This window comes from Actinomadura hibisca NBRC 15177, assembly GCF_001552635.1.
GTDB classification, from domain to species: domain Bacteria; phylum Actinomycetota; class Actinomycetes; order Streptosporangiales; family Streptosporangiaceae; genus Spirillospora; species Spirillospora hibisca.
On record NZ_BCRO01000050.1, the window covers coordinates 1 to 23,579 of the forward strand.

General features: G+C 71.2%; 23 protein-coding genes and 1 riboswitch. Of the genes, 8 read left to right on the forward strand and 15 right to left on the reverse strand.

The window, feature by feature from the left end; translation table 11 throughout:
* Nucleotides 1-94 precede the first annotated feature (94 nt).
* From AH6_RS23815 to AH6_RS23840, 6 genes are all read right to left on the reverse strand, one after another.
* On the reverse strand, nt 95-487 hold the full coding sequence (locus AH6_RS23815; RefSeq protein WP_067483559.1) for a nuclear transport factor 2 family protein: 393 nt from the start codon (nt 485-487) through the stop codon (nt 95-97).
* 49 nt (nt 488-536) lie between these two features.
* Nucleotides 537-1,409, reverse strand: coding sequence for a hypothetical protein (locus AH6_RS23820; RefSeq protein WP_067483561.1), 873 nt, complete (start codon nt 1,407-1,409; stop codon nt 537-539).
* A gap of 78 nt (nt 1,410-1,487) precedes the next feature.
* Nucleotides 1,488-2,015, reverse strand: coding sequence for an ATP-binding protein (locus tag AH6_RS23825; protein ID WP_245679445.1), 528 nt, complete (start codon nt 2,013-2,015; stop codon nt 1,488-1,490).
* A 337-nt stretch (nt 2,016-2,352) separates the two neighbouring features.
* Nucleotides 2,353-2,574: a DUF397 domain-containing protein gene (locus AH6_RS23830; RefSeq protein ID WP_245679446.1), complete on the reverse strand. Its 222-nt coding sequence runs from the start codon at nt 2,572-2,574 to the stop codon at nt 2,353-2,355.
* A 7-nt stretch (nt 2,575-2,581) separates the two neighbouring features.
* Complete coding sequence (locus tag AH6_RS23835; RefSeq protein ID WP_067483563.1) at nt 2,582-3,454, reverse strand: helix-turn-helix domain-containing protein; 873 nt, start codon at nt 3,452-3,454, stop codon at nt 2,582-2,584.
* 137 nt (nt 3,455-3,591) lie between these two features.
* Complete coding sequence (locus tag AH6_RS23840) at nt 3,592-4,626, reverse strand: cobalt-precorrin-5B (C(1))-methyltransferase (RefSeq protein WP_067483565.1); 1,035 nt, start codon at nt 4,624-4,626, stop codon at nt 3,592-3,594.
* 17 nt (nt 4,627-4,643) lie between these two features.
* Here AH6_RS23840 and AH6_RS23845 point away from each other — a divergent pair, with 17 nt between their 5' ends.
* Nucleotides 4,644-5,381, forward strand: coding sequence for a cobalt-precorrin-6A reductase (locus AH6_RS23845; RefSeq protein WP_067483567.1), 738 nt, complete (start codon nt 4,644-4,646; stop codon nt 5,379-5,381).
* Here the strand turns inward: AH6_RS23845 and AH6_RS23850 are convergent.
* Genes AH6_RS23850 through cobG form a run of 3 tightly spaced genes read right to left on the reverse strand, consistent with a single transcriptional unit; the run spans nt 5,369 to nt 8,654 of the window.
* Nucleotides 5,369-6,856 carry a precorrin-2 C(20)-methyltransferase gene (locus AH6_RS23850; RefSeq protein ID WP_067483568.1) on the reverse strand — a complete coding sequence of 496 codons (1,488 nt, stop codon included), beginning with the start codon at nt 6,854-6,856 and terminating at the stop codon, nt 5,369-5,371. The two genes, AH6_RS23845 and AH6_RS23850, sit on opposite strands and share 13 nt — an antisense overlap.
* Complete coding sequence (locus AH6_RS23855) at nt 6,856-7,476, reverse strand: precorrin-8X methylmutase (protein ID WP_157431663.1); 621 nt, start codon at nt 7,474-7,476, stop codon at nt 6,856-6,858. Before AH6_RS23855 ends, AH6_RS23850 begins: the two co-directional genes overlap by 1 nt.
* Nucleotides 7,473-8,654 (reverse strand): precorrin-3B synthase, encoded by a 1,182-nt coding sequence (cobG, locus tag AH6_RS23860; RefSeq protein WP_067483570.1) that lies wholly within the window; start codon nt 8,652-8,654, stop codon nt 7,473-7,475. Before cobG ends, AH6_RS23855 begins: the two co-directional genes overlap by 4 nt.
* Before the next feature lie 71 nt (nt 8,655-8,725).
* A riboswitch (cobalamin riboswitch) is annotated at nt 8,726-8,844 on the forward strand.
* A 60-nt stretch (nt 8,845-8,904) separates the two neighbouring features.
* Between cobG and cobN the strand changes: the two genes are divergently transcribed.
* The 5 genes from cobN (at nt 8,905) to menC (ending at nt 15,256) form a co-directional block, all read left to right on the forward strand.
* Nucleotides 8,905-12,468 (forward strand): cobaltochelatase subunit CobN, encoded by a 3,564-nt coding sequence (cobN, locus tag AH6_RS23865; RefSeq protein WP_067483572.1) that lies wholly within the window; start codon nt 8,905-8,907, stop codon nt 12,466-12,468.
* Between the two features lie 167 nt (nt 12,469-12,635).
* Complete coding sequence (locus AH6_RS23870; RefSeq protein WP_067483574.1) at nt 12,636-12,896, forward strand: hypothetical protein; 261 nt, start codon at nt 12,636-12,638, stop codon at nt 12,894-12,896.
* Nucleotides 12,897-13,015: 119 nt separating this feature from the next.
* A complete protein-coding gene (locus tag AH6_RS23875; RefSeq protein ID WP_083983387.1) occupies nt 13,016-13,240 on the forward strand; it encodes a hypothetical protein in 225 nt (74 codons plus the stop codon).
* A 112-nt stretch (nt 13,241-13,352) separates the two neighbouring features.
* Entirely contained in the window at nt 13,353-14,156 is an 804-nt protein-coding gene (locus AH6_RS23880; protein WP_067483578.1) for a GNAT family N-acetyltransferase, read from the forward strand.
* Nucleotides 14,153-15,256, forward strand: a complete 1,104-nt coding sequence (gene menC / locus AH6_RS23885) for an o-succinylbenzoate synthase (protein ID WP_067483580.1) — start codon at nt 14,153-14,155, stop codon at nt 15,254-15,256. The genes AH6_RS23880 and menC overlap by 4 nt, the downstream gene beginning before the upstream one ends.
* 232 nt (nt 15,257-15,488) lie before the next feature.
* On the opposite strand, the gene AH6_RS43985 is transcribed toward menC, so the two are convergent.
* Nucleotides 15,489-15,662, reverse strand: coding sequence for a hypothetical protein (locus AH6_RS43985; protein ID WP_157431664.1), 174 nt, complete (start codon nt 15,660-15,662; stop codon nt 15,489-15,491).
* A 327-nt stretch (nt 15,663-15,989) separates the two neighbouring features.
* On the opposite strand from AH6_RS43985, the gene AH6_RS23895 reads away from it, so the two are divergent.
* Both AH6_RS23895 and AH6_RS23900 read left to right on the forward strand, forming a co-directional pair.
* Nucleotides 15,990-16,805, forward strand: a complete 816-nt coding sequence (locus AH6_RS23895) for an alpha/beta fold hydrolase (RefSeq protein WP_067483601.1) — start codon at nt 15,990-15,992, stop codon at nt 16,803-16,805.
* A 142-nt stretch (nt 16,806-16,947) separates the two neighbouring features.
* Nucleotides 16,948-18,084 carry an FAD-dependent oxidoreductase gene (locus tag AH6_RS23900; protein ID WP_067483603.1) on the forward strand — a complete coding sequence of 379 codons (1,137 nt, stop codon included), beginning with the start codon at nt 16,948-16,950 and terminating at the stop codon, nt 18,082-18,084.
* 35 nt (nt 18,085-18,119) lie between these two features.
* On the opposite strand, the gene AH6_RS23905 is transcribed toward AH6_RS23900, so the two are convergent.
* The 5 genes from AH6_RS23905 to AH6_RS23925 are packed head-to-tail and all read right to left on the reverse strand — an operon-like array spanning nt 18,120 to nt 23,573.
* On the reverse strand, nt 18,120-19,487 hold the full coding sequence (locus AH6_RS23905) for an NADH-quinone oxidoreductase subunit N (protein WP_245679447.1): 1,368 nt from the start codon (nt 19,485-19,487) through the stop codon (nt 18,120-18,122).
* The gene (locus tag AH6_RS23910) at nt 19,484-20,956 is read right to left on the reverse strand and encodes a complex I subunit 4 family protein (RefSeq protein WP_067483605.1); all 1,473 of its coding nucleotides are present in this window, start codon (nt 20,954-20,956) and stop codon (nt 19,484-19,486) included. The genes AH6_RS23905 and AH6_RS23910 overlap by 4 nt, the downstream gene beginning before the upstream one ends.
* Before the next feature lie 3 nt (nt 20,957-20,959).
* A complete protein-coding gene (locus AH6_RS23915; protein WP_067483607.1) occupies nt 20,960-22,765 on the reverse strand; it encodes an NADH-quinone oxidoreductase subunit 5 family protein in 1,806 nt (601 codons plus the stop codon).
* Nucleotides 22,762-23,067: an NADH-quinone oxidoreductase subunit NuoK gene (gene nuoK / locus AH6_RS23920; RefSeq protein WP_067483609.1), complete on the reverse strand. Its 306-nt coding sequence runs from the start codon at nt 23,065-23,067 to the stop codon at nt 22,762-22,764. Before nuoK ends, AH6_RS23915 begins: the two co-directional genes overlap by 4 nt.
* Nucleotides 23,064-23,573, reverse strand: coding sequence for an NADH-quinone oxidoreductase subunit J (locus AH6_RS23925; protein ID WP_067483611.1), 510 nt, complete (start codon nt 23,571-23,573; stop codon nt 23,064-23,066). The genes nuoK and AH6_RS23925 overlap by 4 nt, the downstream gene beginning before the upstream one ends.
* Between the last annotated feature and the right edge of the window lie 6 nt (nt 23,574-23,579).

Consider the following 23,579-nt stretch of genomic DNA (forward strand, 5'->3'; position numbering starts at 1 on the left):
TCTGTCCCGGCAGGGCCCGCCTCCGGCTTCGCCCTGCCGGGACGGTTAGTCACTCGCGCGACGCCTGAGCGCCGAGAGAACGGTGAAGACGCTGCTAGTACCAGGGGTAACGGGCGGTGTCGGCGGCGGCGTAGTCGGGGTCCACGTAGATCGCCAGGCGCCGGATGCGGCCGTCGCGGATCTCGAAGACGTCGCACCAGCGGCCGCCGCTCCACCGCTCCCCGGTCGCCAGCGCGCCGGACGAGGTGCCCTCCAGCACGACCCGGTCGCCCTGCTCGACGCTCGCGATGGTGTCGAAGTCGTGCCGGATCTCGGCGAGCATCCCGCCCACGTCGCCGAACAGCCGCCGCACCTCCTCGATGCCGCGCGCCTCGCCCCACTTGGGGAAGAAGACGACGGCGTCGGGGGCGAACAGCTCCAGGAAGTCGCCGCCGGTGTCGAGCCGCTTCAGGTATTCCAGGGCCACGCCCCGGCTCTCGTCGGTCATGCCCGCCATCCTGGCCCGCCGGGACGCTGGCGGGCACGGCCGACTCCGGTCAGAGCAGCCCTTCGGCCTTGAGGATCGAGACGGCGCGGACGGTGGCGTGCCCGCGCCAGTCCAGCACGCCCGCCAGGGAGATCTCGGCGTACTCCACCGACCATCCGCCGTCGTCGTGCTGCCCCTGGCCCAGCCGCTCCAGCTCGGCCGCGATCACCTCCGGCCGGAACAGGGACCGCGCCGGGCCGGGGTAGGGCGCGAAGTCCAGCGGCCCCATCCGCTCGTCGGCCGTCCCGCCCTCCACCTGCAGGAACCCGCTCTCAGGGATGTAGCCGCCCAGCTTCTTCAGTAGGTCGGGCCGCTGCTCGGGCAGCACGTCCAGGAGTTGCACGGCGAACGCCAGCTCGATCGCGTGCGGCGCGGCCTCCAGCGCCTCGATCGCCGCCACGCAGTACCGCGTCGCCTTGTCGAGCCACGGATGCGCCGCGACGGCCGGGTCATGGGCGGCGACGCGCAAGGCGTTCAGCACAACAATCGAGGTGATCTGCAACGACGAGGCCCCGGCGTCGTGCCCGGACCACCAGGGCGCGCACCCGGCAGGATCGGTGACCGGCAGCGCGAACGGCACCCCGCCGTCCGGCAACGTGATCGACTCCAGCCAGCCGCACAACTCGGCGGCCTGCGGCACGGGGACGTCCAGATCGACCAGCGCCTCGAAGGCGTGCAACGCGGCCCCCGGCTGGCTCTCCGGCGAACGCAGGTCGGGCTCCAGCCCCCACCCGTAGCCGCCGTCGGAATTGCGGTATCCATCCAGAGCTGCCACAAGCCCGTCGACCCCGGCCCCCTGCGTGAGCACCTCGAACCGACGACGGTCGAGCACGCGAGCATGGGTGGCCATGAAGGCGGTAGCGGCGTTCAGGTCAACGTTCATGCCCTCAAGCATCGCCCCGACCACCAGAAGAGGTCTTGCAGGAAACGGCCACGACTCAGAACGAGCAAGGACGGAAGCTCATGAGGGCACCCGCCAGCAGGCCCAGACCACCTTGCCGCCGGGCCGGTCGGGGAACCATCCCCAGTCGGCGGACAGGGCCGCGACCAGGGGAAGGCCCCGGCCTCCTTCGGGAAGTTCGCCGGGCGGAGCGCAGGCGGGCCGGGGCGGTGCGGGGCTGCCGTCCCAGACCTCGCAGAACAGGCACGCACGCGTGCGACGCAGCCGCACCACGATGGTGGCGAGCTTGCGGCGGCGCAGGTCGGTGTAGTCGGCCCCGTCCGCCGGGCCGATGTGGGCGGTGGCCTCCAGGGCGTTGGTGAGGAGTTCGGAGACGACGAGTTCGCAGTCGTCGTCCAGGCCGGGCACGCGGACGTGGAGGTTCCAGGCGCGCAGCCGCCGCCGCACGAACGCCCGCCCGAGCGGGACGGCGTTGGGCAACGCCGTGAACGCGAGCTGCTCGCGCCCGATCTCGTGATCGCCAGGCATCACGGGCAGCCGCGGCGCGGGGAAGGTGGAGAAGGGGGTCTGACCAGAGCACGCGGGCATCGCGAAGCTCCTTTGCGGAGAAGGGACTGGGGTCGCGGAGTGATGTTGAGACCCAAGAAGAGAGTCATGCAGAGATTCACTTGTTCTCGGGAATCCCGAACTCGCTGCCAGCACGAGTATGGAACCGACGCCCGGCGAGGAACAAGGGAAAAGCGACGATCCGCGAAGGAACGATCACAGAGGGCACGCGAAAGGGTCGGAGCGATGCTCCGACCCTTCGACGTTCTCCCTGGTGAGGCCCTACTTCACCGCGTTCATCGCAGCCAGGACCACACAACGCGTTGGGCCCTATCCGGCCCGCCCGAAGGCAGACTTCAGGCAGGGGCCCATGTGGGTTTCAGCCGCGCGGATCATGCAGCCCGGACTTGACCTCCTGCGCGAAGCGGCACCACGCCGCCGCCGAGACAGGCAGCACGGAGCCGTCCCGCTGCTTGCTGTCGCGGACGCCCACCCCTCCACCGGCGCGCACGCTGGCGCCCACCTCGACGCACTCCTCGCTGTCCTTGCTGCGAGCCGACTTACGCCAGCGCTCGTACCCGTCCACGTTGGTCATGATCATGCTCTCCTTAACTCGGCGACAGCGCGTCGGCCGTACGGACGAGGAAATCGCGGCTGTCGGACACCGACAACGCCGCCTCGCGCAGCGAATCGAAGGTGACGGCGTAGCGGGCGGCCCGCTCCTCGTCGGTCAGCACCAGATCGTTCACGGCGGCGTCGATGCCGACCACCACCGGATCTTTGGGATCGGGATAGGTGTACAGGCTGAACGAGCACAGCGGCAGGTAGCCGCCCACGTCGGCGTCGATCGGCAGCACCCGGAGCGAGATCGGCGCGTCCTGCGCGCCGGGGTCGGCCAGATCGGCCAGATGCAGGAGTTGCCCTTTCAAGATCGGCGGGGGCGCCGAGCGGCGGCGGATGGCGTACTCGTCGATCAGCGCCTCATAGCGGGGGCCGCCCTGGCGGCGCAACATCCGCTGACGCCCGGCTCGTCCCTTCAGGACGCCTTCCACGGTGAGCCCCGCGCTCAGCGGCCACGGCGTGGTCTCGACCCGGGCCGCCGCGAACTCCGGCGTCTGCAAAAGCCCGGGGATGAAGGTCTGCTGGTACTCGCGGATCGTGGCGGCTCCGGCCTCCAGGTTGGCGAACAGCGCCTGCCGTTCCCCCATCGACCTGGCGTTGGACTCCCACCACCCGCGTTCGGCCGCTTCGCGGGCGATGGTCATGAGCGTGTTCCACTCCGCCCCCTCGACGCGCAGGACATCCAGGATCTGCATGATGTCGTCCAGGTCGGGTGCGATCTGCCCGAGTTCGTAACGCGACAACTGGTTCCGCGAGGGGTCGACCTGAGACGCCAGTCGCTCCAGGGTCAGTCCCGCAGCGGTCCGCAACGCTCGCAACTCATCGCCCAGACGCCTGCGCCGGACATAGGGGCTGAGCATCGGGCCTCCTGGATTCATGCCGGTTCGGGCACGAAGTCGTCCCGGGAAAGAGGGCTACTCGGGAAGCCAAGATAACCAGGAGAAGCAGGGACGCGTGACAGGTCTGCGACCTTCGGTCCGCCACTGTCCTGTGCCGGTCAGGAGGCGCGGCCTACGATCGTGCCGGCGCGGTCGATCACCACGATGTCCACCTCCACCGGCGCGCCGCGCAACACCCCCAACGCCACCTCCCGTGCCCGCGCCGCCACCAGGTCACCCAGTGGCTCGCCCGCCCGCTGGCAGATCTGCAACGCCTCCAAAGCCGTGTTCGCGTGCCGGATGCGCTCCGCCGTCTCCGGGTCGGCCACCAGCGACGCCAGCGCCCCGAAGTCCACCTGGGAACGCTTGGAATGCAGATCCAGATGCCCATTCGCAAGCTTGGCCAGTTTCCCGATCCCGCCCGCGATCGTCAGCCGAGGCACAGGATGGCGACGCAAATACTTCAACACCGCCCCCGCGAAGTCGCCCATGTCCAACAAAGCGTCCTCGGGCAGCCCGTAAAGCTCCGCCGCCACCTTCTCCGACGTACTACCCGTAGCCCCCGCGACGTGCGTGTACCCCGCCGCCCGCGCCACGTCGATGCCCCGCCGGATGCTGTCGATCCACGCCGAGCACGAATACGGCACGACGATTCCCGTCGTCCCCAGAATGGACAGCCCGCCCAGAATCCCCAGCCGCGGATTCCACGTCTTGCGGGCCAGTTCCTCCCCGTTGTCGACCGAGATCTCCACAACCACGTCCGCGTCCCCGAGCACCTCGCGCATCATCCGGCGCGGCACCGGATTGATGGCGGGCTCCCCCACCTCCAGCGGCAGCCCCGCCTTGGTGACGGTCCCCACGCCGGGCCCCGCCCGGAACACCACGCCCGACCCCGGCGGCCCCGGCCGCACCGTCGAGCGGACCAGCGCGCCGTGCGTCACGTCCGGGTCGTCGCCCGCGTCCTTGACGATCCCCGCCATCGCCGCCCCGCCGTCCAGCCGCTCCACCGCCAGCGCGAACGACGGCCGTTGCCCCTTCGGCAGGACGATCTCGACGGGATCGGGGAACTCGCCGGTCAGCAGCGCCGTGTGGGCGGCCTTCGTCGCGGCCGTCGCGCACGCGCCGGTGGTCCATCCGTACCGCAGCTCGCTCACCGTTCTACCCTTTCAGGATGAGCATCCGCGTACTGCTGCTGGGGGGCACCGGCGAGGCCCGTGAGCTGGCCGGACGCCTCTCCGACGACCCCCGCTACGAGATCGTCAGCTCGCTGGCGGGCCGGGTCGCCGACCCCGTCCTGCCCGAGGGCCGCACGCGCATCGGGGGCTTCGGCGGCGTGGACGGCCTGACCGCCTGGCTCCGCGAGGAGAAGATCAACGCCGTCATTGACGCCACCCACCCGTTCGCCGCCGTCATGACCGACTCGGCCGTCCAGGCAGCCGAACGAGCCGGACTCCCGCTCCTGATCCTGCGCCGTCCCGGCTGGACCGAGCGGCCCGGCGACGACTGGCGGCGCGTCCCCACCCTGGAGGCCGCCGCCGCGAACCTCCCCGGCGTCCGCGTCTTCCTCACCACCGGCCGCAAGAACCTGGACGCCTTCGCCCACGACGCCGGACGCTGGTTCCTGGTCCGCTCCGTCGATCCCCCCGAGCCACCCGTGCCGCCCCGCATGACGGCCGTCCTCGCGCGCGGCCCGTTCACCGTGAACGAGGAACTCGCCCTCATGCGCGAGCACCGGGTGGACTGCCTGGTCACCAAGGACAGCGGCAGCCCGATGACGGCCGCCAAGCTGACCGCCGCCCGCACGCTCGACCTGCCCGTCGTGCTGGTGGACCGGCCGCCGCTCCCCCCGGACGCCCGCGTCGCGGGCACGGTGGACGAGGCGGCGGCCTGGCTCCATCAGGCCGGATAGCGGCGCGGCGTGAAGACCGTGCCGCCCGCGACCCGCGTCTGCGACGAGCCGATGATCAGCAGGCAGCGCATGTCCACCTCGGCCGGGTCGAGGTCGGCGAGCCGCACGACCCGCACGTCCTCCTCCGGCCCGCCCACGTCGCGGCCGATCACCACGGGGGTGTCGGCCGACCGGTGCTTCAGCAGCAGGTCGCGGGCCTCGGCGACCTGGTGGCGGCGCGTCTTCGACGCCGGGTTGTAGATCGCGATCACAAGATCAGCAGCGGCCGCGGCAGCGAGCCGGTCGGCGATGACGTCCCATGGCTTGAGCCGGTCCGACAACGACAACACGCAGTAGTCGTGGCCGAGCGGCGCGCCGATCCGGGACGCCACGGCGTGCGCTGCGGTCAGTCCCGGCAGCACGCGCACCGGCACGTGCCGCCAGCGCTCCTCGGCGGCCACTTCCAGCACCGCCGTCGCCATGGCGAACACGCCTGGGTCCCCCGACGACACGACCGCGACGCGACGTCCCTGTTCGGCCAGCTCAAGAGCATGAACAGCCCGCTCGGACTCCACGGTGTTACCGGACGGGTGACGACGCTGGCGCGCGTTCGGCGGCACCCGATCCAGGTAGGGCCCGTACCCAATCAGATCGTCAGCGGCGGCCAGCGCGTCCTGCGCCTGCGGCGTCAGCCACTCGCGCCCAGCCGGTCCCAATCCCACAACAACGACCTCGCCCACGCCCTCACCCGCAGGCGCGGACTCGACCAGGGCCTTGCGCGTCTCCTCGTGCACCCGGCTGGGCAGGATCGCGACCGAGAAGTAGGGCACGGTCTCGGGATCGACGTCGCCGAGCCGCTGCATCCGCTGCTTGTCGGTCGTCGCGCGCTCGACGTACCAGGCGTCGGGCAGCCGTCCGGCCTGCTCAAGGGCGTCGCGCACGTTGCCGAACGTCCGGCCCAGCTTCAGCACGGCGGCCGAGTCGGTGGCGGCCAGCCGCTCGGCCAGCTCCTCCGCCGGGAGCGTGCCCGGCAGCACGGTCAGCACCTCGTCGCGCTCGACCAGCGGCCGCCCCAGCTCGGCGGCGGCCCCGCTCACCGACGTCACGCCCGGCACGACCGTGGTCGGGTAGCGCCCGGCGAGCCGCTTGTGCAGGTGCATGTAGGAGCCGTAGAAGAACGGGTCGCCCTCGCACAGCACCACCACCTTGCGCCCGGCGTCCAGGTGCTCGGCGAGCCGTTGCGCGCACCGGTCGTAGAACTCCTCCAGCACACTCCGGTAGTCGTCGGTCCTCTCGGTGGTGACGGGGTAAATCAGCGCCTCTTCGATCTGCTCCGCACGAAGCAGGTCCGCCGCGATCGAGCGCGCGACCGAACGCCCGTGCCGCGCCGAGTGGTAGACGATCACGTCGGCGTGCTCGACCAGCCGCGCCGCCTTCAGAGTGATCAGTTCCGGGTCGCCGGGGCCGAGGCCCACTCCGTACAGGTGTCCGGACATCACTCTTCCTCGGATGCGATCGCGTTGATGGCGGCGGCGGTCATGGCGCTGCCGCCGCGCCGCCCGTGCACGACGACGTGCGGCAGGTCGGACTCTGCCAGCGCCGCCTTGGACTCGGCGGCCCCGATGAACCCGACGGGAATGCCCAGCACGGCCGCGGGCCGGGGCGCGCCCGCCGCGACCATCTCCAGCAGCCGGAACAGGGCGGTGGGGGCGTTGCCGATCGCGACGACCGCGCCGTCCAGACGGTCGCCCCACAACTCCATGGCGGCGGCGCTGCGGGTGTTGCCCAGCTCGGCGGCGAGGCCGGGGACGCGCGGATCATCGAGAGTGCAGATGACCTCGTTGCCTGCCGGGAGCCGCTTGCGGGTGACCCCGGCCGCGACCATCTTGGCGTCGCACAGGATGGGCCGCCCGGCCAGCAGCGCCTCCCGGGCAGCCGCGACGGCCCCGGGCGCGCAGTCCAGGTCGGCGACCAGGTCGGTCATGCCGCAGGCGTGGATCATGCGGACCGCGACCCGGGCGACGTCGGCGGGCAGGCCCGCCAGGTCGGCCTCGGCCCGGATGGTCGCGAACGAGCGCCGGTAGATCTCGGCGCCGTCGCGAACGTAGTCGATCACTCGCTCCTCCGTGTCGTCGCGACGGCCGCCGCCGTCGCCGTCAGGTCCTCGGGCCGCGCGCGGACCTCGTCGCCGAGCCGCACCTCGTACCCTCCGGGGGTCGCCACCACCGCGACGTGCCGCCCGGCCGGACGGCCGCAACCTCGGTCGCAGCCGGTCCAGTGCACCGCGAGCCCCCCGCCCGGGGCGCGGGCGGCGGCCGCGTCGGCGCGCACGTCGGTCAGGGACTTGGCACAGCCGGGCCGCCCCGCGCAGGCGGTGAGCCCCGCCCAGGTGGAGTCGGGGGCGGCGACCAGGCCGTAGGAACCCGCCAGTGAGTGTGGCACGTCCGTCAAATCGGGAACGACCACGGTCCGCCACGGCGTGACGATCAGCTCGGCGACCCCGCGCAGGCCGGTGAGCTGCGCAGAGTCCAGCCGCCCCAAAGGAACCAACCCGGACAACGCAACACGCCCGTCCGCCTGCGGCACCAACCCCAACGGAGGCCGAACAGCCACCGCAGGAAGCTCCACGGACTCGCCCCGCACACCAGCCACAAGCCCCACCGGATCATCCAACTCAGCGACCCGCCACCGCCCGCCCCGGACCCGCAGGAACTCCCGAGCAACCCCCAACATCGCCGCGACCCCCTCCCCGCCCGACACCCGCAGCCCGCTGTCAATCCCGCCGACCACCAGCGCAAACAAGTCGGAAGCCACCGCATAGAGCCCAATGTCAGGCCGCAGCGCGATCACGTCACCACGCCCGTCATCCAGCGCGAACAGCACCCGCCCCGGCAGCTCAGCCAACGCCGCATCAGCGCACAACGCCGCGTCCAGCTCCCCCACCAGCGGCCGAACGTCAACCAGCCCACGCCCGTCCCGCCCGCTCAACGGACTAGCGACGATGTTCCGCACCCGCTCATGCGTGACCGACGGCAACAACCCCACCGCATGCAGCCGCCCGCTCAACTCGCGCTCGGCCCCCGCCGCCAGCCCCCGGACCTGCACGTTGCCGCGCGAGGTCAGCTCCAGCCCGCCGTCACCCAGCTCAACGGCAGCGTCGGCCAGAGCGGCGAACGCGACGGCGTCCAGCCGCCCGCCCGGCAACCGCACACGCGCAAGCCCACCGTCGGCGGCCTGATGGACGCGCAGCAGGCCAGGACAGGAATCAGCCCCAGAACGGGCGGAAACAGACACAGTCGGATACTAAGTCACCGCGAAATCCCCGCCTCGCCCCGTGTGGGAGGATGCCGGAAGCGACACAGCGGAGGAAGCCGGTGCGAATCCGGCGCGGTCCCGCCACTGTCACCGGGGAGCGGACCCCACCCAGCGGCCACTGCGCGAGCGGGAAGGCCGGGGCGAGCACCGATCCGGGAGCCAGGACACTCCGTGTCGTCATGACCCTTCGATTCGGGGCGAGGAAACCCCGGGTGAGGACTCGACCAGCGTGATCCTGCTGCTGTCCACGTCGGACACCGACCTGCTCAGCGCCCGCGCGAGTGGCGCCGACTTCCGCCTTGCCAACCCCGCCCGCGTCGCCGTGGCGGACCTGCCCGCCCTCGTCGAGGGCGCCGACCTGGTCGTCGTGCGGCTGCTGGGCGGCCGCCGCGCCTGGGAGGAGGGCCTGGACGCGCTGCTGGCCGGGCCGCGCCCGATCGTGGTGCTCAGTGGCGAGCAGCAGCCCGACGCCGAGCTGATGGAGCTGTCCACCGTGCCCGCCGGGGTGAGCGCCGAGGCGCACGCCTACCTGGCGCACGGCGGCCCCGGCAACCTCGCCGACCTGCACAACTTCCTGTCCGACACGGTATTGCTGACCGGCCATGGCTTCGGCCCGCCCACCCCCACGCCGACCTGGGGCGTGCTGGAGCGCGAGGCCCGGCGCACCGAGGGCCCGCTGGTCGGCGTCCTGTACTACCGGGCGCACCACCTGGCGGGGAACACCGCGTTCGTGGAAACCCTCTCCAAAGCCATCGAGGACGCCGGGGGCCGCGCGCTACCGATCTTCTGCGCGTCCCTGCGCACCGCCGACGACGAGCTGCTGGCGACCCTCGGCACCGCCGACGCGCTGGTGGTGACGGTGCTGGCGGCGGGCGGCACGCGCCCGGCGTTCGCGAGCGCGGGCGGCGACGACGAGGCGTGGGACGTCGGGGCGCTGGCCGCGCTGGACGTGCCGATCCTCCAGGGCCTCTGCCTGACCAGCGAACGCGAGACGTGGGAGGCCAACGACGACGGCCTGTCCCCGCTGGACACCGCCACGCAGGTCGCGGTGCCCGAGTTCGACGGCCGCCTGATCACGGTGCCGTTCTCGTTCAAGGAGATCGACGAGGACGGCCTGAGCGTCTACGCCGCCGACCCCGAGCGCGCCGCCCGCGTAGCCGGAATCGCCGTCAAGCACGCGACCCTGCGCCACATCCCGGCACCTGAACGCCGCATCGCCCTGATGTTGTCGGCGTACCCGACCAAGCACGCCCGCATCGGCAACGCGGTCGGCCTGGACACCCCGGCCAGCGTGATCGCCCTCCTAGAAGCCATGCGGGAACGCGGCTACGAGATCGGCGACGAGTTCCCCACCGAGGGCGACGCGCTGATGCACACCCTGATCGCCGCAGGCGGCCAGGACGCCGACTGGCTGACCGAAGCCCAGCTCACCGGCAACCCGATCCGCATCCCCGCCGCCCGCTACAAGCAGTGGTACGCGACCCTGCCCGAGGACCTGCGTTCCGACATCGAGCGCCACTGGGGCGAACCCCCCGGCGAACTGTTCGTGGACGACTCGACCGACCCCGAGGGCGAGATCGTCCTGGCGGCCCTGCGCTCCGGCAACATCGTGATCATGGTGCAGCCGCCGCGCGGCTTCGGCGAGAACCCCGTCGCGATCTACCACGACCCGGACCTGCCGCCGAGCCACCACTACCTGGCCGCCTACCGCTGGTTGCAGGACGAGTTCGGCGCGCACGCGGTCGTGCACGTCGGCAAGCACGGCAACCTGGAATGGCTGCCCGGCAAGGCCGCCGGGATGTCGGCCTCCTGCGGCCCCGACGCCGCGCTGGGCGACCTGCCGCTCATCTACCCGTTCCTGGTCAACGACCCGGGTGAGGGCACGCAGGCCAAGCGCCGCGCGCACGCGACCCTGGTGGACCACCTGATCCCGCCGATGGCGCGCGCCGACTCCTACGGCGACATCGCCCGCCTGGAACAACTCCTGGACGAGCACGCGAACATCGCCGCGCTCGACCCGGCCAAGCTGCCCGCGATCCGCGCGCAGATCTGGACGCTGATCCAGGCGGCCCGCCTGGACCACGACCTGGGCCTGGACGACCGCCCCCACGACGCGGAGTTCGACGACTTCCTGCTGCACGTGGACGGCTGGTTGTGCGAGGTGAAGGACGTCCAGATCCGCGACGGCCTGCACGTCCTGGGCCAGGCGCCCACCGGCGAGAACCGCGCCGACCTCGTCCTGGCGATGTTGCGCGCCCGGCAGATGTGGGGCGGCTCGATGACGCTGCCCGGCCTGCGCGAGGCCCTCGGCCTGGACGAGCAGAGCACCGACCGCGCCAAGGTGGACGACTTCGAAGAAAAAGCCCGCACCCTGGTCCTGGCCATGGAACAGCGGAACTGGACCCCGGAAGCAGCCGACGAGATAGCCGAAGGAACCGTAGCCGAAATCCTGCGCTTCGCCGCGACGGAGATAGTCCCGCGACTGAACCGGACCACCGACGAGATCGGCATGGTCCTGCACGCCTTGGACGGCGGTTACGTCCCCGCGGGCCCGAGCGGCTCCCCGCTGCGCGGCCTGATCAACGTGCTGCCGACCGGCCGCAACTTCTACTCGGTGGACCCGAAGGCGGTGCCGAGCCGCCTAGCGTGGGAGACGGGCCGCGCGATGGCCGACTCACTACTGGAGCGCTACCGCCAGGACACCGGAGAGTGGCCCCAGTCGGTAGGCCTGTCGGTGTGGGGCACCAGCGCGATGCGGACGTCCGGCGACGACATCGCCGAGGTGCTGGCGCTGCTGGGCGTCCGCCCGGTCTGGGACGAGGCGTCCCGCCGCGTTACGGGCCTGGAGCCGATCCCCCTGCCCGAGCTGGGCCGCCCGCGCATCGACGTGACGGTGCGGATCAGCGGCTTCTTCCGCGACGCGTTCCCGCACGCGGTGGCGATGCTGGACGACGCCGTCCAGTTGGCGGCAGCCCAGGAAGAAGCCCCCGCCGACAACTTCGTACGCGCACACGTCCAGGCGGACCAGGCCGAACACGGCGACGCCCGCCGCGCCACGATGCGCGTGTTCGGCTCGCGCCCGGGTGCGTACGGGGCGGGCATCCTCCCCCTGATCGACAGCCGGAACTGGCGCGACGACTCGGACCTGGCCGAGGTGTACGCGGTGTGGGGCGGCTACGCGTACGGCCGCGACCTGGACGGCGTGCCCGCGCGCCCGGACATGGAGAACGCCTACCGCCGCATCAGCGTCGCGGCCAAGAACACCGACACCCGCGAACACGACATCGCCGACTCCGACGACTACTTCCAGTACCACGGCGGCATGATCGCAACCGTGCGCGCCCTCACCGGCAAGGCCCCCGCGGCCTACATCGGCGACAGCACGCGCCCCGACACCGTCCGGACGCGCACCCTGAACGAGGAGACCTCCCGCGTCTTCCGGGCCCGCGTGATCAACCCGCGCTGGCTGGCGGCGATGCGCCGCCACGGCTACAAGGGGGCGTTCGAGCTGGCGGCGACGGTGGACTACCTGTTCGGCTACGACGCGACGGCCGGGGTGGTGGCCGACTGGATGTACGAGAAGCTGGCGACGACGTACGCGCTGGACCCGGAGAACCAGGAGTTCTTCGAGCAGTCGAACCCGTGGGCGCTGCACGGCATCACCGAACGCCTGCTGGAGGCGGCCGACCGGGGCATGTGGGAGCACCCGGAACAGGCGACCTTGGACGCCCTCAAGCAGCTCTACTTGAAGATCGAGGGCGACCTGGAGTCGAACTCGGACGAAACCGAATAGAGCAGATCCCAAGTGGCGCAGGGCCTCCATCCCTCCGCCCGGAGCGCGGGAAACAAACCCCGAATCAGAACCGTTCAATAGAGAGAAGGCCCTTGCCGCGAGCCCGGCGGGCGCCGCCCCTCGAAAACGTCAAGCGGACCAGAACTCATCGTGAACGGAGGCGAAGAATGCCAGCGAGTCGCTCGAACCGGCTTTTCTGGGTCGGTTACGCCCTGCTCCTGACCGGCATGGCCGCCTTCGGCATCGAGCTGGTCGTGGCCGTCGGGGACTCCCGCTTCTCGTTCGGCGAGATCGTGGTGCTGGTCGCGGCGGCGGTCGTGATGGGCGCGGGAGCACGCACGCTGCACTCCTGGAAGCGTCAGGTCCGCGCCGAACGGGTGCCGGTGAAGAACGGCCGCGCGCGGCGGCCCGACCGCAGCACGATCTGACCCGCGAACCACCTGAGCCGCCCGGCGAGAACCCGCCGGGCGGCTCGGTCGCGTCCTTTCGGCGGTTCCCAAATGTCACCCCGATTGGATAAAAGAAACACATGCCACACGTTCCGCCGATGATCGAATCGGCCACCGCGAAGGGCCCCGCCTACCTGCTCGCCTGGGAGAAGCTCCCCGGCGGCGCGTGGGGCGCCCGCATCACCTGGATCGAGATCGACGAGACCGCCCCCGACCGCACGGTGCACGTCTCCGACCACGTCGCGGCCGAAGACGTCACCAAGCTGGACGGCCAGGACTACAGCGGCGTCCCGCGCCGGGGCGTCACGCCACCGGGCGACTGACCCCGGACGCCCTCTCCCCGCGCCCCGGTCCCGCTTCCCCCGACCTCCCGTCAGTCACCTCCCTGACCTGGCGTAACGTCGTAGTGACGACCGACCGCACGGAAGGTGGCAGGTGACCGGCCAAGCGCAGCGACCCTCGGGTCCGGACGTCCGCGTCCTGCACGACCTGGCGGACCTCGACGAGGTCCACCGGCTGATCGACCGCATCTGGCGACCCGAACCGGGCGCCGAACCGGTCCAGGTCGAGCTGCTGCGGGCGCTGTCGCACGCGGGCAACTACGTCGCCGGTGCCTACGAGGACGGCCGGATGGTCGGCCTGTCGGTCGCCTTCTTCGCCGATCCGCCCGGCGAGGCGCTGCACTCGCACATCACCGGCGCGCTGCCCGGCCGCGGCGTCGGCCTGGCGCTCAAGCACCACCAGCGCGACTGGGCGCTGGCGCGCGGGCTGCGCCGCATCACCTGGACCTACGATCCGCTGGTGCGCCGCAACGCCTACTTCAACCTGGTCAAGCTGGGCGCGCGCCCCGAGGAGTACCTGCCCTCGTTCTACGGCGTGATGGCCGACTCGATCAACAGCGGCGACGAGACCGACCGCGTCCTGGCCGTCTGGCACCTGGACGCCTCCACCACCCCCACCGAGGCCGCCCCTCCCCCAGAACCCCTCCTGGAGTGCCGCAACAACCGCCCCGTCCAGCACGGAACCGACGCCGCCACCGTCCTGATCGCCGTCCCCGAGGACATCGAGGACCTGCGCCGCACCGATCCCGCCGGCGCCCGCGACTGGCGTCTCGCCGTCCGCGAGACCCTCGGCGGCCTAATCGCCGACGGCGCCCGCGTCATCGGCTTCCACGACCGGTCCGCCTACCTGGTGGACCGCGCACCGAACCGACCGCCGGAGGGACGGCAGACGCCATGAAGATCACCGCTGTCGAGCTGCGCCGGATCGCGATGCCGCTGGTGGCGCCGTTCCGCACCTCGTTCGCCGTCGAGACCGCCCGCGACGTGCTGCTGGTGCGGGTCGTCACGCCCGACGCCGAGGGCTGGGGCGAGTGCGTGGCGATCGACGCGCCGCTGTACTCGGCCGAGTACGTGGAAGGGGCGGCGGACGTGCTGCGCCGCTTCCTCATCCCGGCGCTGCCGGTCAACGACGTGGACGCCGACACCGTGGACCGCGTCCTGGAGCCGGTCAAGGGCCACCGCATGGCCAAGGCCGCGCTCCAGACCGCCGTGCTGGACGCCCAGCTCCGCACCGCCGGGCAGTCGCTCGGCCGCTTCCTCGGCGCGGCCGTGGACCGGGTGCCGTGCGGCGTCTCGGTCGGGATCATGGACTCGGTGCCCGAGCTGCTGGACGCCGTCGCGGGCTACCTCGACGAGGGCTACGTCCGCATCAAGCTGAAGATCGAGCCGGGCTGGGACGTGGAGCCGGTGCGCGCGGTCCGCGAGCGGTTCGGCGACGACGTGCTGCTCCAGGTGGACGCCAACACCGCCTACGGCCTGGCCGACGCCCGGCACCTGGCCAAGCTCGACCCGTTCGACCTGCTGCTGATCGAGCAGCCCCTCGCCGACGACGACCTGGTGCAGCACGCCGAACTGGCCCGGCGCCTCACCACCCCGATCTGCCTGGACGAGTCGATCGAGTCGGCCGCGCACGCCGCCGCCGCGATCACCCTGGGCGCGGCGTCGATCATCAACATCAAGCCGGGCCGGGTCGGCGGCTACCTGGAGGCCCGCCGCATCCACGACCTGTGCCGCGCGCACGGCGTCCCGGTCTGGTGCGGCGGGATGCTGGAGACGGGCCTCGGCCGCGCCGCCAACGTCGCGCTCGCGGCGCTGCCCGGCTTCACGCTGCCGGGCGACACCTCGGCCTCGCGCCGCTACTACGCCGAGGACGTGACCGAGCCGTTCGAGCTGCGCGACGGCCACCTGGACGTGCCGACCGGCCCGGGGATCGGCGTCGATCCGCTGCCGGAGCGGCTGGCGGAGTTCACCACCGCCAGCGAGTGGATCACCTTCTGAGCCGCGCCGCCCGCCAACCCTTCGGAAGCGGCCACATCCGGGCGCGGGCCCGTCCCTTGCGCATCTGGGCAAAACAGGCCGTCTCGGCGCATGATTGTGGTGGAGGCCGGGCCGTTGCCCCCGTGCGGCCCGGCCCTTCCCGAGCGGACCAGCCCCGATCGCCCGCAGACGATCACCCGCAGACCGTGCCACGCCCGCAGGCCACGCCACGCGCAGACGATCATCCGCGCCGTCACCCCTCGTCGATCACGCACCCGCAGGGCGACACCGCGACCAGCCCGTCCCCCACCGGGACGGCCTCGCGAATCCAGGAGCCGCACAACGGGCACGAACGCCCGGACAGCTCGACGGCGGGAACAACGGCAGGAACAGGGGACTGGACCGGGTGGTCGGTAGCGCTCGTCACGGCCGACCATGCTAGGACGCCGCGCACCCCGCCGAGAACCGAATCATCTGCCGAACCACCCCTGACCTGCCACAACACGATCCCTTCCCGATCCGCCGGTATGACCATCCGGCTATGGTCCACCGGACAACAGGTATTGGTCAGGTATTCCTCGTCACTCTCATGATGGGAAAACGGCGTACCCGTATGGCTCCCCATCCGCCCCGAGGCCCCACGCCCAGCCGCCCCGGAAACCCGCGGAACCCGGCGAACTCAGGACCTCAGGAAACCCGGACAGGACCAGGCACCAGACGCCAGGCACCAGACCAGGAACAAGGAGAAGGCTTCGTGGAAACCGTCACCCTCAACGGCCAGCGCCTCGACTACGACGTCACCGGCCCGACCGGGGACGCCACCGCAGGACCGGACCTCCTGCTGCTCACCGGCTGGTGCCAGGACCACCGCCTGTTCGACCGAATCCTGCCCCTGCTGGCCCGCCGCCACCGCGTGATCCGCGCCGAGTGGCGCGGCCACGGCGCCGACCGCTCCTACACCGGAGGCGACTTCGGGGTAGCCGAGCAGGCCGACGACGTGATCGCCTTGCTGGACCACCTCGGCGTCGAGCGCGTCGTCCCGGTGTCCACCTCGCACGGCGGCTGGGCCAACCTGGAGATCACCGACCGGCTGGGCGCCGCCCGCGTGCCGCGCACCGTCGTCATCGACTGGCTGATGCTCGGCGCCTCGCCCGGGTTCGTGGCTAACCTGCGCGCCAGCCAGGACCCCGCGACCTGGGTCCAGGCGCGGCAGAACCTGTTCGACGTCTGGCTCGCCATGGCCGACAACGACGCGGTCGCCGAGCACCTCGACAAGGAGATGGCCTCCTTCGACTTCGACATGTGGGCGCGCTCGTGCCGCGTCATCGACGACGCCTACGCGACGTGGGGTTCCCCGCTGAAGCGCATGGCGGCCTTCAACGAGCAGCGCCCGGTGCTCCACCTCTACTCCCAGCCCAGCGACGACGCCTACCACCAGGGCCAGGCCGACTTCGCCGCCGAGCACCCGTGGTTCTCCTCGCACTGGCTGGGCGGCCGCACGCACTTCCCGTCGCTGGAGTCGCCGGAGGCCCTGGCCGAGCAGATCGAGAAGTTCCACGCCCGCTCCTGACCGCCCCGCCCCATGAACCGGAACCGGTGCGCAACGGACAACTGATCATCATGAACGGCGAGGCCGCCCACCGCCGGTCCGGACAAGCCGAACGCACGGCATCGGCGAACTTCGCCCACGCACACGCGAAAGGAAAGTGACGATGGAGTCCCAGCAGGCCATCGTCGTCGGCGCCGGAATCGGCGGCCTGACGGCGGCCACGGCTCTGGCGCAGCGCGGCTGGTCGGTACGGCTGTACGAGCGCGACACCGAGATCCGGGCGATCGGCGCCGGGATCTACATGTGGGGCAACGGCCTGACGGTCCTGGAGCTGCTCGGGCTGTACGACGACGCGACGGTCGGCGCGCACGTCGGCCCCGTCCTGGAGAGCCGCGACCACCGCAACCGCACCGTGGAGAGCATCCCGATCAACGGGCCGGGCAAGGCCCGCGTCTACACGATCATGCGGGACCGGCTGATCGCGACGCTGCTCGCCGGGGCCGAGAAAGCGGGCGTCGAGGTCGTCACCGGCGTGGAGGCCGTCGCCGCCGACCCGTCCGGCACGTTGCGGCTGGCCGACGGCTCCCGCGACCAGGCCGACCTGATCGTCGCCGCCGACGGCGTCAACTCCCGCATCCGCGACAGCGTCGGCCTGCTGAAGCTGCGCCGCCGCCTGTCGCAGGGCGCGACCCGGCTGACGGTGCCGCGCGAGGAGGGCTTCGTCGCGCCCGAGGACGACGGCAAGTACATCGAGTACTTCAAGGACCGCCGCCGCGTGCTGTACACGCCGAGCAGCGCCACCAGCCTGTACGTCGCCCTCGTCACCGACCAGGCGGACAGGGCGGGCCGCCAGGTCCCGGTGGACACGGCGTCGTGGACGCGCTCGTTCCCGCACCTGGCCAAGCTGCTGGGCGCGCTCGACTGCGTCCCGGCCCGCTGGGACACCTTCGAGTACATCAAGCTGCGGGCCTGGTCGGAGGGCCGGGTCGCCGTCCTCGGCGACGCCGCCCACGCCCAGCCGCCCTACCTGGGCCAGGGCGGCGGTTGCGCGATGATGAACGCGCTGGGCCTGGCCAACGCGCTGGCCGCCTCGAACGCGCCGGTCCCGCAGCGGCTGGCGGCCTGGGAGACGGCGGAACGGCCGACGATCGAGCACACGCAGGACTGGTCCTACCGGCTGCGGCTGCTCAACCTGATCCCGGACGGGCCGCGCTCGCCGTTCCTGCGGCTCACCAACGAGATCGCGGCGTTGGGCAAGTCACGGCTGCGCGCGGCCCTGACCGTGCCCACCATCCGCTGAGCCGCGGCGGGCGGAGCCCCGTACTCCGCCCGCCGCTAAAGCGCCAACACAACACCACTACCAACCCCCACGACCACCGACCCCACCGCCGCGATCACAGCCAACACGGCCGCACGCCGATCGAGCGCCCCCGCCCACTCATCACCCCGCGCGAACATCGGAACGACCCAGCGCAGGTAGTAAAAGACACTGGCGACAGAGTTGACCGCCGCAACCACCGCCAGCCACCCATACCCACCGTCCACCGCCGCCCCGAACATCAGCAGCTTGCCGACGAACACGGCCGTAGGCGGCGTCCCGATCAACCCCAACAAGCAGATCACCAAGGCCACCGCCACCAGCGGAGACCGTCGCGCGAACCCGCGATAGCCGTCCACCTCATCCCGCCCCGCCGCGACGACCACCGCGAACGCGCCCACATTGGTGATCGCGTAAGCGGCCAGGTAGTAAAGCACCGCCGGCTCGGCCATCCCACTCCGCCCCGCCACCGCGACCGGCACCAGCAGATACCCGGCCTGGCTGATGGTTGAGTAGCCGAGCAGCCGCCGCACGTTGTCCTGACCGAACGCCGCCAGGTTCCCCAACGTCATCGTCGCCGCCGCGACCAGCGCAAGCAGCAACGAAAGATCGAACCCGCCCCCGAACCCAACCGCGACCCGATAAAGCGCCGCGAACGCCCCAACCTTCGGCACGGTCGTCACAAACGCCGCGACGACCCGGGATGCCCCCTGCGCGACGTCCGGCACCCAGAAATGCGCCGGAACGACCCCCGCCTTGAAGAACAGCCCCGCCAACAACCCCACGACGCCGACCGCCACGACCCCACCCGGCCCAGCCCCCAGCGCCTCGTACGAGGTGGCGCGCCCCGCCCCGTATAACAAAGCGATCCCGGCCAGCATGAAGATCCCGAAGAACGCGCCCATCAGGTAGTACTTCAGCGCGGCCTCGGTCCCCGCCGCGTCCTTGGCGAACCCGGCCAGGGCATAGGCCGGGATGCTGGCCACCAGATAACCCGCGACCAGCACCAGCAGGTCAGAGGTCATCCCCATCACCACCGCGCCGAGCGCCGCCAGCAGGACCAGCACGTAGAACTCGGTCTCCCGCCGATCCCCCCGTAGCGGCCGCATCGCGAGCACGACCACGAACAACGTCGCCGCCAGCACCACACCACGCGTGACATGCGTGACGGGATCGAGCACGAAGCTCTCGAAAACCGTCATATCAGCACGCCGCGCCGCCAGCCCAGCAAAAACCAGCCCCGCCACCAGCGCGGCAGCGCACAACACCCCAACGATCCACTGCCGAGCACGCGGCAGGAACATCCCGCACAGCAGCCCGAGCACCGCGCCACCCAGCACGCACAGCTCCGGCAGCAGATCGGCCGGGTTCTCGTTCATCATCATCGCGCCACCAGCGAGACCACCAGCGCCGCCGCGGGCTCGATGACGTCCAGCAGGAAGCGCGGCACGATCCCCACCACCAGCGACAACCCAAGGAGCGGCACGATCGCGACGGCCTCCCGCGCCGTCAGGTCGGTGACCCGCCCCGACAACTCGCCCGGCGCGCCCAGCAGCACCCGCCGCAGCGCCCCCAGGAACAGCGCGGCGGTGATCAGGATGCCCACCACGGCCAGCGCGCCCGCCACCACGCCGCCCGCGCCGCCACTCCCGATCGTCCCGGTGAAGATCTGGAACTCGGCGATGAACCCTGACAGGCCCGGCAGCCCCAACGACGCGAACGCCCCCACCGCCAACAGCCCGGCGAACAGCGGCGCGTTCCCGGCCACTCCGCCGAACGAGTCCAGCTCGTAGGAGCGCGCCCGGTCGTACAGGACGCCCGTGAGCAGGAACAGCGCCCCGGTGATCAGCCCGTGGCTGACCATCTGGGTGACGGCCCCGGTCACCGCGAGCCGGTGCGCCTCCACGTGCGCCGTGCCCAGCCCGGCCGCGCCGAGCGCGAGCACCGCGTACCCCATGTGGTTGACCGAGGTGTAGGCGATGAGCCGCTTGAGGTCCTGCTGCGCCAGCGCGACCAGCGCGCCGTACAGCACGCTCAGCACCCCGACCACGACGATCACCCACGCGTACCGCCGCCAGGCGTCCGGGAGCATCGGCATGGCGATGCGCGCCAGCCCGTAGACGCCCATCTTCAGCATGATCCCGGCCAGGATCGCCGACCCCGCCGCCGGTGCGTTCGTATGAGCGGGCGGGAGCCAGGTGTGGAACGGCACGACCGGCGTCTTGATGGCGAGCCCAACGCCGATCGCCAGCAGCACCAGCCCCGGCGCAGCGACCTGCGGCGGCGTGCGCGACAGCTCCACCATGTCGAAGGTGTGCGGTTCGGCCCCCAGATAAAGACCGATGAAGCCGAGCAGCAGCACCAGCGAGCCGAGGAACGTGTAGAGGAAGAACTTCAACGCCGCGCGCAACCGGTCGCCGTGCCCCCACCCGGCGATGACGAAGTACATCCCGACGATCGACAGGTCGAAGAACACGAAGAACAGCAGCAGATCAAGCGCTGCGAACAACCCGAGGCACACCGTCTGCAACGCCAGGAAGAGCGCGGCGAACGCCCGCGACCGTCCTCCCGAGTACACCGCGCACGCGAGGAACAACAACGCCGTCAACGCGAGCAGCGGCAACGACAGGCCGTCCACACCGACGTGGTAACCGGCCCGCACGGACGGGATCCAGCGCAGATCGGTCTCGTAGCCGATCCCGCCCCCATAACGGACCCACATCGCCACGACCAGCGCCAGGTCCACGACGGCGGCCCCGATCCAGAGCCCCGACACCACCCGCGGCCCCGGCCGAGGAAACGCGTACAACCCGAGCGCCGCCACCACCGGCAGGAAGATCACCAGAGAGAGCACCGGTCACCCGACCAGGAGCACGACGACGACCAGGACCGCGAACAACACCGCGGCCTGCGCGTAATAGGTATGGACCTGCCCGGTCTGCGGCCGACGCGCAGCACTCCCGAGCCGACGCGCCCCCGCCCCCAGCGCGGTAACGACACCGTCCACGCGAGGTTCAATCCGGCGATCAGCCACCGAGGCCAGAGCACGCCCAGTGGAAGCGGCGGCCCGCACGCCCCCGTCCACAACCCGATCGTCGAACCGGGCAAGCCCCCGCGCCAACGCCACCACAGGCCGCGCCACCACCAAGCCAGCAGCGCGTTCCAGATAGAACCACTGCTCCGCCCAGCGCACCTCCCCCACCCGCCACCGCGCGGACACCCCCACGACGACCACCGCCAACACCCCCGAGACGACGAGCTCAACGACACCGGGCAACGGCGCGGACGCATCCCCGAGCAGCCGCCCCCAAGCCCCCCAGACCTGCGGCACCCCGAGCACGCCAAGCACCACCGCAGCCACCGCCAGGACGACCAGCGGCACTTTCTCCAGAACACCGACCCGCTCGCCCGCACGCCCACCCGGCCGCCAAACGGCGAACAATGCTTTGGCCGCGTACCCGGCCGACAAAACCCCAGCCGCGAGCCCCACCGCGTACAACCATGGCGACTTCTCCGCAGCCGCCGCGAGCACAGCATCCTTGGTGAACCACAACGACAACGGCGGAAAACCAGCCAGCGCCAGCGCCCCCACACCAAAAGTCACACCGACAACCCGATACCGCCGAGCAGCCCCGCTCAGCTCCCCCAGATCCTTGGTACCGAGCGCCGTCAACCAAGCCCCCGCGCACAGAAAAAGCAGACTCTTAACGGCCGCGTGCGCAACCAGATGAACAGTCCCGCCCGCCAAACCCCCAACCCCAGCGGCCAAAACCATGAAGCCAAGCTGCGCGCACGTAGAAGCGGCCAGCAACTGCTTCAAGTCCCGCTGCGCCAGCGCGACCCCACCCAGCAGCAGCGCCGTCAACGCCCCGACCCACGCCACCACAGAAGCGGCCCACCCCGTCGCCTCAAGCAACGGCGAGACCCGCAACAACAAATAGGCACCGGCAGCGACCATGGTGGCTGAGTGCAGTAGCGCCGAAACCGGACTGGGACCGGCCATGGCCCGCGACAACCAGAACGAGAACGGAAGCTGCGCGGACTTACCAAGCGCGGCCAGCACGACCCCACCCGCAACAAGATCGCGCCACCCACCCCCAGCCCCCGCGAGCCCGCCCAGCTCCAACGTCCCGGTCCCCGCCAGCGCGCACCCCGCCGCGAGGTAGAGCCCCAGGTCACCGGTACGGGTCGTGAGGAACGCGACGTCCGCCGCCTCGACGCGCCAGGCGTCCCGCCACCAGAAGCCGATGAGGGCGTAGGACATCGCGCCCATGACCTCCCAGCCCATCAACAGCAGCGCGAGATCGGTCGCGGTGACGGTGACGAGCATGGCCCCGACGAAAACAAGCATCAGCCCGAAGAACCGTGCCCCCAACACCATCCCGGCCGCATAGACCAGAACAGCCAAAGCAACAACTGCAACGACCACCACCATCACCGCAGACAGCCCGTCCACGGCAAGCCCAGCCGGAACCCCCTCGAACAACCTGAACCGCACCGCAGGCCGCGCAAAAGCAGCCCACAACGCCAGCCCGAGGACCACCACCCCCACCCCGACGCCCACGACCGGCGCGACCCGATCCGTCACCCACCGCCGTCCGACCAGCAAGAAGCCCCCGGCCACCAGCGGCAGCGCGGGCAACGACCAGGCCAGGGCGCTCATCCCTTGAGATCCCCGGCGTCATCGGTGACATCAACATCCCGCGCGCGCATCAGCGCCGTCACCACGGCGAAGCCCATGGCCATCTCCAGCGCCATGACGGTGACCGCGACGAGCACCAGCACCTGCCCGTCGGCCGACGCGGGCGCGAGGTAGAACCAGAAGGCCGCTCCCGCCACCAGCACCGCGTTGATCATGAGTTCGAGGCCCATCATCAACATCACGATCGACTGCTGGGACAGGGCCCCGTACAACCCGACCGCGAACAGCGCGGCGGCCAGCGTCAGGAACGCCTGGAGCGTCACCGGTCACCCCCGTCGTAGCGGCCGCGGTCGGTGGCCAGGACGACCGCCGAGACCATGGTGGCGAGGATGGCGACCCCGACCACGATCATCACCGGCATCTGCGCGCCCATGACGGCCTCCCCCAGCGCCCGGGTCGGATCGCCGGGCGGGCGTCCGGCGCGTTCGGGCCAGTCGACCGTCCAGACGCCCGCGACCAGCGCCACCAGGACGGCGCCGGAGATGATCAGAGCCCCGCGCCGGTTGTGCAGCATGGACATCGGCATCAGCCCGGCCGGGTTCATCATGTACATGATCATGAAGACGGCCATCACCATCATCTCCATGATCATCATGAGCACGACCAGCACGCCGAGGTAGTGCAGGTCCAGCAGCACCATCGTGCCGCCGACGCACAGGAACGACGCCAGCAGGGCGAAGGTGGCCCGCGCCATCGAGTCCACGCGGAACACCGCGACACCGAACCCGACGGCGGCGAGCGCCAGCACCCAGAAGACGACGGTCCGCATCACACC

Coding starts and splice junctions, on each gene's coding strand:
- AH6_RS23925 (WP_067483611.1), bottom strand. CDS start 23,573: ATGCGGACCGTCGTCTTCTGGGTGCTGGCGCTCGCCGCCGTCGGGTTC.
- menC (WP_067483580.1), top strand. CDS start 14,153: ATGAAGATCACCGCTGTCGAGCTGCGCCGGATCGCGATGCCGCTGGTG.
- AH6_RS23835 (WP_067483563.1), bottom strand. CDS start 3,454: ATGCTCAGCCCCTATGTCCGGCGCAGGCGTCTGGGCGATGAGTTGCGA.
- AH6_RS23870 (WP_067483574.1), top strand. CDS start 12,636: ATGCCAGCGAGTCGCTCGAACCGGCTTTTCTGGGTCGGTTACGCCCTG.
- AH6_RS23905 (WP_245679447.1), bottom strand. CDS start 19,487: ATGATGATGAACGAGAACCCGGCCGATCTGCTGCCGGAGCTGTGCGTG.
- AH6_RS23830 (WP_245679446.1), bottom strand. CDS start 2,574: ATGATCATGACCAACGTGGACGGGTACGAGCGCTGGCGTAAGTCGGCT.
- AH6_RS23845 (WP_067483567.1), top strand. CDS start 4,644: ATGAGCATCCGCGTACTGCTGCTGGGGGGCACCGGCGAGGCCCGTGAG.
- AH6_RS23875 (WP_083983387.1), top strand. CDS start 13,016: ATGATCGAATCGGCCACCGCGAAGGGCCCCGCCTACCTGCTCGCCTGG.
- AH6_RS23900 (WP_067483603.1), top strand. CDS start 16,948: ATGGAGTCCCAGCAGGCCATCGTCGTCGGCGCCGGAATCGGCGGCCTG.
- AH6_RS23850 (WP_067483568.1), bottom strand. CDS start 6,856: ATGTCCGGACACCTGTACGGAGTGGGCCTCGGCCCCGGCGACCCGGAA.
- AH6_RS23820 (WP_067483561.1), bottom strand. CDS start 1,409: ATGAACGTTGACCTGAACGCCGCTACCGCCTTCATGGCCACCCATGCT.
- AH6_RS23825 (WP_245679445.1), bottom strand. CDS start 2,015: ATGCCCGCGTGCTCTGGTCAGACCCCCTTCTCCACCTTCCCCGCGCCG.
- AH6_RS23815 (WP_067483559.1), bottom strand. CDS start 487: ATGACCGACGAGAGCCGGGGCGTGGCCCTGGAATACCTGAAGCGGCTC.
- AH6_RS23915 (WP_067483607.1), bottom strand. CDS start 22,765: ATGAGCGCCCTGGCCTGGTCGTTGCCCGCGCTGCCGCTGGTGGCCGGG.